Here is an 11,568-nt window from a genome sequence, read left to right as displayed (position 1 = left end):
GCGGTTCCCGTAACAATTTATGGGCCGACCTGTCGGCGAGAGCCAATCAATTCCTTGCCCCGCAAGGGTAATTCCGTGAGTTCGGCGCTCGCGTTCCTCATGCGAGACAATGCGTCACCTTGTCCAAACGCCCCCTAGGCCCCAACTGAGAGCTTCACCACAACGAGAGCCACCCCGCCCGACAAGGAGCGCCGATGCCGCATGCCGACAGCCTGATCCTCACCCTGGTCGGGGGCTTTGTCCTCGCCTTCGTGTTCGGCATGGCGGCGAACCGGCTGAAGCTGTCACCTCTGGTCGGCTATCTGGTCGCCGGGATCGTCGTCGGGCCGCATACGGCGGGCTTCGTCGCCGATACGGAGCTGGCGCCCCAGTTGGCCGAGATCGGGGTGATCCTGCTGATGTTCGGCGTCGGCCTGCACTTCTCTCCCGCCGATCTCATGAAGGTCCGCAAGGTCGCCGTGCCCGGGGCTCTCGTACAGATCGGCGCCGCAACGGCGCTCGGCTGGGCGTTGGGCCGGCTGCTCGGCATGGGCGATCTGGAGGCGGCGCTGATGGGCTTCGCCCTGTCGGTCGCCTCGACCGTCGTCCTGCTGCGGGCGCTGGAGGAGCGACGTCAGGTCAAGGGCGAGATCGGCGGCATCGCCGTCGGCTGGCTGATCGTCGAGGATCTGGTCATCGTCATCGCCCTGGTCATGCTGCCCCTGCTGATCGTCCAGCCCGGTCAGGCGCTGGGCGCCGCCGAACTGGCGAAGTCGATCGGCTGGACGCTCGGCAAGGTCGCGGTCTTCGTCGGCGCCATGCTGTTCATCGGCCCGCGCGTCCTGCCCTGGGTGCTGGTCCGCATCGCCCACACCAAGTCGCGCGAACTGTTCACCCTCGGGGTTCTGGCCATCGCGCTCGGCATCGCCTGGGTGGCCTATGCGATGTTCCACTCCTTCGCCCTCGGGGCCTTCCTCGCCGGGCTGGTGCTGAACTCGTCGCCGTTGGGGCACAATGCGGCCGAGCGGTCGCTGCCCCTTCGCGACGCCTTCGCCGTGCTGTTCTTCGTCTCGGTGGGGATGCTGTTCGATCCGTCGATCCTCGTGCGTGAACCCCTTACCGTGCTTGGCATCCTCGGCATCGTCATCGTCGGCAAGGCGCTGGCGGCGCTGGCCATCACCTTCGCCTTCAAGCTCGACAAACCGACCAGCCTGACAATCGCCGCCAGCCTGGCCCAGATCGGGGAGTTCAGCTTCATTCTGGCCGCGCTCGGCGTGTCGCTGGGCGCGCTCAGCCAGCAGACCCACGACCTGATCCTGGCGGCCGCCCTGCTGTCGATCTCACTGAACCCCTTCGTCTTCGCCCTGACCGACCGTCTGGGCGGCAAGCCCAAGCCCCCTGCCCCGCCGACCGCGCAGCCGGTCAAGCTGATCGACGTAGTCTAGCTGGCAAAGGGCGCGCGCCCGTTCGGAAGCGCGCCCTCGTTGTTTCAGCCGTAGCCCGGCGTCAGAGGACGCCGATCATGCTCGCGACCAGCGGGTGGCGGACGATGTCCTGTTCGGCCAGGCGGACCACCGAGATTTCCGGCACGGCTTCCAGACGCTGGGCGATGTCGGCCAGGCCCGAGAGCGAGGGCAGAAGGTCGGTCTGGCCCGGGTCGCCGGTGACGACCATGGTCGAGTGCCAGCCCAACCGCGTCAGCAGCATCTTCAGCTGGGTGTAGGTGCAGTTCTGGGCCTCGTCGATGACGATGAAGGCGTTGTTCAGGGTGCGGCCGCGCATATAGCCGACCGGGGCGATCTCGATCAGCCCCTCGGCCATCAGGGCCCCGACCCGCTTCATCGACAGCCGATCCGACAGGGCGTCGTAGAGAGGCCGCAGATAGGGGGCCAGCTTGTCCTCCATGGCGCCCGGCAGGAAGCCGATCGATTCCCCGGCCTCGACGGCTGGGCGGCTCAGAACGATGCGGCCGACCTTGCCGGCCTCCAGCGCCTCGACCGCCTTGGCCACGGCCAGATAGGTCTTGCCGGTGCCTGCCGGGCCGAGCGCCACACAGAGGTTGGAGGTGTCGATAGCGTTCAGAAGCTCGGCCTGCCCTTCTGATTTGGGTTTCAGGGTCTTCAGATAGCCCTGGTCCCGATCGTTCGAGGGATGGGGCGACCAGGCGCCTTGATGACTGTTGTTGTGCGATGTCGGCAGGCGGCGGATTTTCGAATCCTCGATGAACGAACTGGAATCGAAAACGCCTTCGCGGGCCTGGCGCTTCAGGGCTGCACGCTTGGTCATGATTGCCTCCAGGGCATTAAAAAAGGCGATGCTTCAAAAGCATCGCCTCGAACGACGGTGGGGAGGAGAGAGGAAACGGCAACAGGCCGTCCGGGGTCGGAAGAAGGGCCAACTTCCAGCGGAAAACACCGCTGCCGAACCGAACGCGTCACTCACGTTCCCCGTAGCTTGACCGGACCGGGCTTGATCCGGTTACGGATCCGGAGCCAGAAAGACCGGCTTCGAATCGCATCAACACTTTGATGCTAACGTGGTTTACGAGACCTTAAAGCGCTCTTTTTGCTTAGATATGACGGTGTTGTGATGACTGTGTATTCGCTCGGCGACAAGAAACCGCAGCTTCCGCCCGAGGGGGAATACTGGATAGCGCCCAATGCTGTGGTGCTAGGGGACGTGATTCTGAAACCGGGCGCCAGCGTCTGGTTCGGATCGGTCCTGCGCGGCGACACGGATACGCTGACAGTGGGTGAAAACAGCAACATCCAGGATCTCAGCGTCCTGCACGCCGACGCCGGCGTGCCCCTGACCATCGGGGCGAACGTCACCGTTGGGCACAAGGTCATGCTTCACGGCTGCACCATCGGCGACAACACCCTGATCGGCATCGGGGCCGTGGTTCTGAACGGGGCGGTGATCGGGAAGAACTGCCTGATCGGCGCCAACGCCCTGATCACCGAGGGCAAGGTCATCCCCGACGGCTCCATGGTCGTGGGCCAGCCGGGCAAGGTCGTCCGTGAGCTGAACGAGGGCCAGATCGCGGCCCTCGAGATGTCGGCCCGGCACTATGTCCAGAACTGGAAGCGGTTCGCGGCCGAGCTGAAGCCGATCTGATTACTGAGTCCGGGCGGCCAGCGGATAGGCGATGATCAGGATCAGGGGCTCTTCCCCGACCTGTTTGATGCCGACGTCGGCGCCTTCGTATAGATAGGCGGCGGTCTCCGGCCCCATGGTCTCGGTGCGGCCGTCCGAGGCCACCTCGCCCTGGCCGCTCACGACATAATAGATTTCGTCGTGGGTCAGGACGTGCAGGCCGATGGTCGCGCCCGGGTGCAGGATGCGTTTCCGGAACTCGAAATTGCGGCCCGGGGCGGCGTCCGACAGGCGGAAGGCGGTGCTGCGGCCCACGCCGTTGTGGGGCGGCGGCGACTGCTCGACCTGGACGTCAGCTTCCTTGACCACGACCATCGGACGCGGCGCTACCGGCTCGGCGGTTTGCGGAAGGGCGATCAGGGCGGCGGCGAACAATCCGGCGAGGATCATGGCGGGTCTCCAGAGGCTATGCCGCCAGACTAGACGCTGATGACACCGGTGGACAGTGCGACCGGTCGCCCTACTGGCCGGAAGCTGGCGGCGGCGCGACCTCATAGGCCGAGACGTGGTTCAGGGCGATGACCCAGCGGCCGTCGACCTTGCGGAACAGTCGGGTGTTGATCCCCTCCATCGGCCGCTCGGGCCGGTCCAGCCGGTAGTGGCCGATCAGCTGGGCCGCGTCGGGGGCCAGGAACTCCACCGTCATGTCGTAGAAGGTCAGGGTCCCGCGGCTCTCCGGCGTCGGACCGTAGTTGCGGATGTAGTCGTCCAGCGCGCCCTGCCAGCCGTTCTTGATCTTGCCGCCCGAGACGAAGACCACGTCCGGATTTTTGAAGCCCTGCATATATCCCCGGTAGTTGCCCCGGTTCCACGCGGCCTGCATGTCGGCGACGACGGTCAGGATGGCCGCCCGCTCCGTCGCCTCGTCGAACGCTTCCTTCGCCCGCAGCGGCAAAGCGAAGGCCAGACACAGGGCGAGCGCGGTGAACAGGGTGCGGATCATGGGACAGGCCTCAGTTGGGTCTTCAACCAGCGGGCGGCCGCCGCCGGGGACTGCTTGTTCGTATCGCCGTCGACCTGCTGGTTGGCCTGCCGCATCGCCTCGACCGAAACGGCGCCGATCAGGGGCTGGAGCGCGGCGCGCAGCCGGGCGTCGTTCGCCCGCTTCGGCGCGATCAGGATCAGGGCGTCATAGGGCGGGATCGCCCCCTTCGGATCGGCCAGCACCACCAGATCGTCCGCCGCGATCCGCCCGTCGCTGGAAAAGGCGGAGATGACGTCGACGTCGCCGTCGACCACCGCCCGGTACATGAAGGTCGACTGGTACTGTTTCTGTCGGCCGAAGTTGAGGCTGTAGCCGGTCTTCAGCGCCGTCCACTCCGGGCGGGAGAAGAACTCGTAGTCGGCGCCGATGGTCAGGCTTCCCGACCGGGCGCCAAGGTCGGTCAGGGTGCGGATATTCAGCGCCGCCGCCCGGTCGCGCCGCATGGCCAGGGCATAGGCGTTCTCGAAGCCCAGCCCGCCGAGAACGGTGATCCCGTGTTTGTCCTTGAGCCACTGCGTCACCTGCCGCGTCACTTCCTCCCGGCCCGGATTGTAGGTGTGGCCCATGGCCGTGCCCCAGACGGTGCCGGAGTATTCGACATAGACGTCGATGTCGTTCTGGCTCAGCGCGCGCAGGATGACGGTGGAGCCGAGGCCGCTGCGCTCTGACGCATTCAGTTCCTTCGCCTTCAGTTCATCGGCCATCAGGGCCGAAAGGATGAACTGTTCGGAGAAGGTCTTGGAGCCGATGACATAGGTCTGGGGTTTGGGGATCAGAGCCGGAGCCACGGCCAGGGCAAGGCCAGCCAGCAGGACGGCGGCGCCGACGATCACGCGCGGTCGGCTGCGCTTCGCCAGTCCGGATTCGATCAGGCCCAGCAACTGGTCGACGACGAGGGCCAAACCGGCCGAGGCCAGACAGCCGAACAGGACGAACACCCAGTTCTCGGTCTGAAGCCCGGTGAAGATGTAGTTGCCAAGCGAGGTCTGGCCGATGGGCGTCGACAGGGTCGCCGTGCCGATGACCCAGACGGCGCTGGTCCGCACCCCCGCCAGGATGACCGGCGCGGCCAGGGGCAGTTCGACCCGCAGCAGGGACTGGGCCCTCGTCATCCCCACGCCCCGCGCTGCCTCCAGCACCGCCGGGTCCAGCCCCGTCAGGCCCGCGACCGTGTTCCGCACCATCGGCAGCATCGAATAGAGGGTCAGCGCCAGAAGGGCGGGCAGGAAGCCGAGGGCCGAGAAGCCGACGCCGAACACGCTCTTTGTCAGACCCGACAGCCCCAGCAGCAGGGGATAAAAGAGCGCCAGAAGCGCCAGACTCGGGATGGTCTGGATCAGGCCCGATCCGGTCATCAGCGGCCAGCGCAATGCGGCGCGACGACTGGCCAGCACCGCCAGCGGCAGGCTGATCAGGGCGCCGAGCAGAAGCGCCAGGGCGCTGAGGATCACATGCTGGCCCAGATAGTCGGGCAACCGGGCCCAGGCGGCGGCGACGGGACTATCCATTCGCGCCCCCGAACTTCGAGGCGATCCGCGCGGCCTGCCGACGCGGGGCGTCCAGCAGGTCGTGGACATAGGGGTCGGCGCCCTGCGTCATCAGCTCGGCGGGCGGGCCCGAGGCGACCAGCCGCCCCTCCTTCATCACCCCCAGCCGGTCGGCCGTAAGCAGGGCCTCGTTGACGTCGTGGGTGACCATGACCGTGGTGAGGCCGAGGGTGTCGTGCAGACGACGGTAGGCCTCGGCGATGCCGTCGCGCGACAGGGCGTCCAGCGCCCCGAACGGCTCGTCCATCAGGACCAGCAACGGCCGCGCCGCCAGCGCCCGGGCGAAGGCGACGCGCTGCCTCTGGCCGCCCGACAGGCTGGCCGGAAGCCGATCACCCCAGGTCGCGACGGGCAATTCGACCAAATCCAGCAGCTCGGCGACCCGCGCTTCGATCTCACTCCGCTCCCAGCCCAGCAGGCGCGGCGTCACCGCGACATTCTCGGCCAGGGTCATATGCGGAAACAGCCCTGCCCCCTGGAAAACATAGCCGATGCCGCGCCTCAGCTCAGGCGCCGGCGTCGCCGTGTTCAGCGCGCCATCGATCCGGACCTCGCCCGCGTCGGGTTCGATCAGCCGGTTGATCATCTTGAGCAGGGTCGTCTTGCCTGAGCCCGAACCGCCGATCAGGGCCAGGAACTCCCCCTTCGCCACCTCCAGCGACAGGTCCTTCACGGCCCATGTCTTGCCGCCGTCGAACGACTTGCCGAGGCCGGACAGGATCAGGGCTGACGTCATCGGCGGCCTTTGCGACGGGAGGCTTCACAGTGGGCGAGGACGCGCCCGAAAGCGAGTGTTGTCGGAACGGTCCCGTCGTGGTGAATGGCGGCATGCGTATTTCGTTGCCCGCCGTCCTTGTCCTGTGTCTCGCCATGGCCGGCTGTTCGACGGCCAGTCAGGTGCAGCAGGGTTTCGGCGACGCCGTGACTGCGCCCCTTGTCGATCTGAACGTGCGTCGCGACCAAATCCCGACAGTCCTGCTGCAGGCCCAGGCCAATCCCTACGACCGGCGCAATCTGAACCAGTGCACGACCGTCGCCGCCGAGGTGATCCGGCTCGACGAGGCGCTCGGCCCTGACCGCGACGAACCGCCCGCCCCGAACGGCTCGACCCTGAACGAGCAGGCCCAGGACGCGCTTGCCAAGGCGGCGCTCGACGCCATCAAGGATTCGACGACGGACTTCATCCCCTACCGGAACTGGATCCGCATCCTGACTGGCGCCCAGGCGCGCTCGAAGACGGTGCAGGACGCCATCGAGGCCGGCCGCCTGCGCCGCGCCTTCCTGAAGGGTCTGGGCATGCAGCTCAACTGCGCCCCGCCGGCCTCGCCGGCCTGGTTCCGGCCGCGGGGCGGGAGCCAGCGCTAGCGGCGGCGGACGGTATCGCTGCGGTCCCCGCGGATCTGGACCGTCCCGTCCTTGGCGAAGGCTTCGAAGGATCGCTTCTCGATATTCCGGAACTCGCCGGTCCTGTCCCAGTCCCAGTCGAAGGAGATCTTCTCGCCCTTGTGCGCGAACTTGCCGGACCAGCGAGCGAAGAAGGAATATTTGTCGCCGCCGATGATGATGACGTGCCGGTGCAGCGCCGTCTCATTGCCTTCCGGCCGGGGCGACTCTTCCAGATAGGTGGTGTAGGCGTGGAAGCCTGACTTCTCGATGCGCATGTCAGTTCCCCCCGTCAGTTGGACGTGTGCCGGGCGTGGAAGTCGCGGCGGAACTGTTCGAAGCGGCCGTGGGCGATGGCGTCACGCATGGCGGCGGTCAGGGCCTGGAAGAAGGCGATATTGTGCCAGCTCAGCAGGACCTTGCCGAGGATCTCGTCGGCCCGGACCAGATGGTGCAGATAGGCCTTGGAATACTGTGACGACGGCCCGGCGATGGTCGGATCCAGCGGGTCCTGGTCCTCGGCGAAGCGGGCGTTCTTGAGGTTGATCGGTCCGTCCCAGGTCCAGGCCTGGCCGTGCCGCCCGGCCCGGGTCGGCAGGACGCAATCGAACATGTCGACGCCGCGCCAGACCGCCTCGACCAGATCGATAGGCTTGCCCACCCCCATCAGATAGCGCGGCCGGTCGGCGGGCAGCATCTCGGGCGCATAGTCCAGCACCTCGCACATGGCCTGATGCCCCTCGCCCACGGCCAGACCACCGATGGCGTAGCCGTCGAAGCCGATTTCCTGCAGCTGTTCCGAGGACTGGCGGCGCAGGTCCTCGAAGGTCGAGCCCTGCTGGATGCCGAACAACCCCTGCGTCTCGCGCGTCCCGAAGGCGGCCTTGGAGCGCCGGCCCCAGCGGATCGACAGCTCCATCGCCTTGCGCGCGGCGTCCTTCTCGGCCGGCCAGGAGACGCACTGGTCCAGCTGCATGGAGATGTCGGCGCCGATGCGGTCGGCCTGGATCTCGATCGACCGCTCCGGCGACAGGACATGCTTGGAGCCGTCGATATGGCTGGAGAAGGTCACCGCCTCCTCCTTCACCTTGGAGATGCCCGCCAGGGACATGACCTGGAAACCGCCCGAGTCGGTCAGGATCGGCTTGTCCCAGCCCATGAACTTGTGGAGGCCGCCCAGACGCTCCATCCGCTCCGGCCCGGGGCGCAGCATCAGGTGGTAGGTGTTGCCCAGGATGATGTCGGCGCCGGTCGCCTTGACCTGATCGACCGTCATCGCCTTGACCGTGGCCACGGTGCCGACGGGCATGAAGGCGGGGGTGCGGATGTCGCCCCGCGCGGTCTTCAGTACGCCGGTGCGGGCGCGGCCTTCGGTGGCGGAAATCTCGAACGGAAAGGGCAAGGCGGGATCCGGCGTATCGTATGGGCCAAATCGCCCAAGGTTGGGCGTCATACAGGATCGCGTGGGGCGAAACTGTGAAAAAGCGCCCCAAGGGCGTCGAGAGCGGCCGCCTGGAGACTGATTCGCATTTCTGCCAGACGAGCAGGCTCTAGGGGTTCCGCACGCGTTCGCAGTGACCGGCGAAGCCCGCCAGGAAGGCGACGAGGCGGCGGCGGATGGCCTCGTCGGTCAGTTCGCCGTTCTCGTTGAAGACCGAGCCGGCACGGGCGACCATCAGCCGTTCTCCGGCCCAATGATCGGCGCCTAGGGTTCGGAGCACGGGAAGCCAGGCCGCCTGGCTCAAAATGGTGCCAAAGCCGCCCGGCGAGGCGCCCAGCACCGCTACGGGCCGTCCGCCGAAGATGCGACCGATGTCCGACGACGGGCGGCTCAGCCAGTCGATGGCGTTCTTGAACACCCCGGGAATGCCGTTGTTGTACTCTGGCGTGAACAGCATCAGGCCGTCGGCCCCGGCAATCAGATCTTTCAGCGCCTTGACGGCCGGAGGTATGCCCTCATCCCGTTCCAGATCGCCGTTGTAGAGGGGAATACCCTCGATCGAGCCGGCGACCAGCTCCACGTCCGTCGGCGTCATGGTCTGGGCGGCGCGCAGCAGGGCGGTGTTGAAGGAGCCCGCCCTCAGACTGCCGGAGACGCCGATCAGACGCACGGTCATTTGCGTTTGCCCTTTCTGACGCCCTTCAGCCCACCGGAGGGCTTGCCGCCGCCCCTGCCGTCGTTGCGCGGCTTGGGTCCGCCGGGACGGCCGGAGCCGCGCTTCGGCGGGCCATTGCCGCCGGGGCCGCGATCGCGGGCGCGGACGCCGTAGCGGGGACGCGGGGCGTTGGGGTCGCGCGGCTCGGGATCGGACAGCATCTCGAACAGCAGGCCGCCGGTGACCGGTGTGGCCTCCTTCAGCTTCACCTGCACGGCGCGGCCGAGGGTGTAGCGTTGGCCCGAGCGCTCGCCGACCAAGGCGTGGGCGCGGTCGTCGTGGGTGAAATATTCATCGCCGAGCGAGGAGACGGGCACCAGGCCGTCGGCGCCGGTCTCTTCCAGCCGCACGAACAGGCCGAAGCGGGTCACGCCGGTGATCCGCCCGTCGAAGGTCGCCCCGACCCGGTCCTCCAGGAAGGCGGCGACATAGCGGTCCATGGCGTCGCGCTCGGCGGCCATGGAGCGGCGCTCGGTCTGGGTGACCTGTTCGGCGATGGCCTGAAGCTCGGCGATTTCCTTGTCGGTCAAGCCGTCCGAACCCAGCTTCAGCGCCCGGATCAGGCCGCGGTGCACGATCAGGTCGGAATAGCGGCGGATCGGCGAGGTGAAGTGGGCGTAGCGATCAAGGTGCAGGCCGAAATGGCCCACATTGTCCGGCGAATAGACCGCCTGCATCTGGCTGCGCAGCACGACTTCGTTGACGACGTCGGCGTGGGGGCCGTCGCGGGTCTGGTCCAGCAGCTTGTTGAACCGTTTGGTCGTCGCCGGCTCGCCCTTGTTCCAGGGCATGGCGATGGTCGTCAGGAAGTCGGCCAGGTTGAAGATCTTCTCCTGACTGGGCGCTTCGTGAACGCGGTAGATCAGGGGGACCTTCTTCTGCTCCAGGGTCTCGGCGGCGCAGACATTGGCCTGGATCATCATCTCCTCGATCAGCCGGTGGGCCTCGAGGGATTTGCGCGGGACGATGGCGGCGATACCGCCATCCTTGCCCATCAGGATGCGGCGTTCGGCGCTCTCGATCTGCAACGGGCTGCGCTTCTCCCGGCCCTTCAGCATGGTGTGATAGGCGTTCCACAGCGGATACAGGATCGTGTCCATGATCGGACCCGTCGCGTCGTCCGTGCCGCCGCCATTTTCGACACCGTCGATGGCGGCCTGCGCCTGTTCGTAGCTGAGCTTGGCGTGGCTGCGCATCAGGCCGCGGTGGAACTTGTGCCCCGTCTTCTTGCCTTCCTTGTCGAAGACCATGCGCACGGCCAGGGTGGCGCGGTTCTCGCCTTCCTTGAGGCTGCACAGGCCGTTCGACAGCCGCTCGGGCAGCATGGGCTCGACGCGGTCGGGGAAGTAGGTGGAGTTGCCCTTGGCCCGGGCCTCACGGTCCAGGGCCGTGCCGGGGCGGACATAGGCGGCGACGTCGGCGATGGCGACCCAGACGATCCAGCCGCCGGGGTTCTTCTCGTCCTCATCGCGCTGGGCGAAGACGGCGTCGTCGTGGTCGCGGGCGTCGGCCGGGTCGATGGTGACGAAGGGAATGTCGCGCAGGTCGTCACGGCCCTTCAGCGTCGGCAGGTCCTGATTTTCGGCCTCCTTCTCGACGGCCTCGGAGAAGCCGGTCGGGACGCCGTGGGCATAGATGGCGATCAGGGAGGCGGCGCGGGGATCATCCTCTTTGCCGATGACCTCGAGGATCTTGCCGCGCTTCGGACCGTGGCGATGTTCGGACTTCTCGGCCGCGGCCAGAACCAGGTCGCCGTCACGCAGGTCCTCGGCGAGCAGGGGCGGGATAAACAGCAGATCCTTTGAGCGCCGATCGACGGGCTCGACCCGGGTCTCGCGGTTGGATTTGCGGATGACGCCGAGGATGCGGCTGTTTCCGGCGTCCAGCTTCTTGACGACGCGGGCTTCCCAGCCCTCGTTTCCCCGTTCGAACTTGACCAGCAGCCGGTCGCCCATGCCGGGCGCCGGGCCCGTCTTGCCGGACTTGTCGGGGATCAGGATGGCGCGCGGGGCGTCGGCGGCGGCCTCGACCAGCCGAACGTACATCTCGCCGTCGATATCCTTCTCGACCACATCGACCACGCCGACGGGCGGCAGGGAACCGGCCTCGGAGAAGCCCTTGCGGCCGCGTTTGCCGAGTTTGCCCTCGGCTTCCAGCTCGCGCAGCATTTCGCGCAAGGCCCGGCGTTCCGCGCCTTTCAGGCCGAAGGCGCGCGCCAGATCGGATTTGTCGGCTTCACCCGCTTCGCGCAGGAAGCGCAGCAGGGTTTCCTTGTCGGGAAGGCCGCCGGTCGAGGGACCGGACGGGCGGCGGGGAGGTTTGACCATGAGTCGAGGTTAGCGCGGATCGCCCGCGCGCACCA

Annotated in this window: 12 protein-coding genes; 3 read left to right on the top strand and 9 right to left on the bottom strand. The window is 67.1% G+C overall.

All coding sequences use genetic code 11. From position 1 onward, the window contains the following. Positions 1-194 precede the first annotated feature (194 nt). The gene (locus tag IFJ75_RS02395) at positions 195-1,424 is read left to right on the top strand and encodes a cation:proton antiporter domain-containing protein (protein ID WP_207870975.1); all 1,230 of its coding nucleotides are present in this window, start codon (positions 195-197) and stop codon (positions 1,422-1,424) included. 61 nt (positions 1,425-1,485) lie between these two features. On the opposite strand, the gene IFJ75_RS02390 is transcribed toward IFJ75_RS02395, so the two are convergent. Further along, a complete protein-coding gene (locus IFJ75_RS02390; protein WP_207932434.1) occupies positions 1,486-2,277 on the bottom strand; it encodes a PhoH family protein in 792 nt (263 codons plus the stop codon). Between the two features lie 291 nt (positions 2,278-2,568). Here IFJ75_RS02390 and IFJ75_RS02385 point away from each other — a divergent pair, with 291 nt between their 5' ends. Next, positions 2,569-3,096, top strand: coding sequence for a gamma carbonic anhydrase family protein (locus tag IFJ75_RS02385; protein WP_207870974.1), 528 nt, complete (start codon positions 2,569-2,571; stop codon positions 3,094-3,096). Here IFJ75_RS02385 and IFJ75_RS02380 read toward each other — a convergent pair whose 3' ends face one another. From IFJ75_RS02380 to IFJ75_RS02365, 4 genes are all read right to left on the bottom strand, one after another. Beyond that, a complete protein-coding gene (locus tag IFJ75_RS02380; RefSeq protein ID WP_225896949.1) occupies positions 3,097-3,525 on the bottom strand; it encodes a cupin domain-containing protein in 429 nt (142 codons plus the stop codon). 70 nt (positions 3,526-3,595) lie between these two features. Beyond that, complete coding sequence (locus IFJ75_RS02375) at positions 3,596-4,078, bottom strand: YybH family protein (RefSeq protein WP_207870973.1); 483 nt, start codon at positions 4,076-4,078, stop codon at positions 3,596-3,598. Beyond that, positions 4,075-5,628 (bottom strand): ABC transporter permease/substrate-binding protein, encoded by a 1,554-nt coding sequence (locus tag IFJ75_RS02370; protein ID WP_207870972.1) that lies wholly within the window; start codon positions 5,626-5,628, stop codon positions 4,075-4,077. Before IFJ75_RS02370 ends, IFJ75_RS02375 begins: the two co-directional genes overlap by 4 nt. Beyond that, positions 5,621-6,403, bottom strand: coding sequence for an ATP-binding cassette domain-containing protein (locus IFJ75_RS02365; protein ID WP_207870971.1), 783 nt, complete (start codon positions 6,401-6,403; stop codon positions 5,621-5,623). Before IFJ75_RS02365 ends, IFJ75_RS02370 begins: the two co-directional genes overlap by 8 nt. A 92-nt stretch (positions 6,404-6,495) precedes the next feature. On the opposite strand from IFJ75_RS02365, the gene IFJ75_RS02360 reads away from it, so the two are divergent. Further along, on the top strand, positions 6,496-7,032 hold the full coding sequence (locus IFJ75_RS02360) for a hypothetical protein (RefSeq protein ID WP_207870970.1): 537 nt from the start codon (positions 6,496-6,498) through the stop codon (positions 7,030-7,032). Here IFJ75_RS02360 and IFJ75_RS02355 read toward each other — a convergent pair. From IFJ75_RS02355 to rnr, 4 genes are all read right to left on the bottom strand, one after another. Further along, the gene (locus tag IFJ75_RS02355) at positions 7,029-7,328 is read right to left on the bottom strand and encodes a hypothetical protein (protein ID WP_207870969.1); all 300 of its coding nucleotides are present in this window, start codon (positions 7,326-7,328) and stop codon (positions 7,029-7,031) included. The two genes, IFJ75_RS02360 and IFJ75_RS02355, sit on opposite strands and share 4 nt — an antisense overlap. A 14-nt stretch (positions 7,329-7,342) precedes the next feature. Beyond that, positions 7,343-8,503 carry a tRNA guanosine(34) transglycosylase Tgt gene (gene tgt, locus IFJ75_RS02350; RefSeq protein ID WP_207870968.1) on the bottom strand — a complete coding sequence of 387 codons (1,161 nt, stop codon included), beginning with the start codon at positions 8,501-8,503 and terminating at the stop codon, positions 7,343-7,345. A gap of 97 nt (positions 8,504-8,600) precedes the next feature. Further along, the gene (locus IFJ75_RS02345; RefSeq protein ID WP_225896948.1) at positions 8,601-9,167 is read right to left on the bottom strand and encodes an NADPH-dependent FMN reductase; all 567 of its coding nucleotides are present in this window, start codon (positions 9,165-9,167) and stop codon (positions 8,601-8,603) included. Next, positions 9,164-11,533, bottom strand: coding sequence for a ribonuclease R (gene rnr, locus IFJ75_RS02340; RefSeq protein WP_207870967.1), 2,370 nt, complete (start codon positions 11,531-11,533; stop codon positions 9,164-9,166). The genes IFJ75_RS02345 and rnr overlap by 4 nt, the downstream gene beginning before the upstream one ends. Positions 11,534-11,568: the final 35 nt, after the last annotated feature.

Origin of the sequence: Brevundimonas goettingensis (genome assembly GCF_017487405.1) — a bacterium.
Taxonomy (GTDB): Bacteria; Pseudomonadota; Alphaproteobacteria; order Caulobacterales; family Caulobacteraceae; genus Brevundimonas; species Brevundimonas goettingensis.
This window is presented reverse-complemented; position numbering and strand designations above follow the sequence as displayed.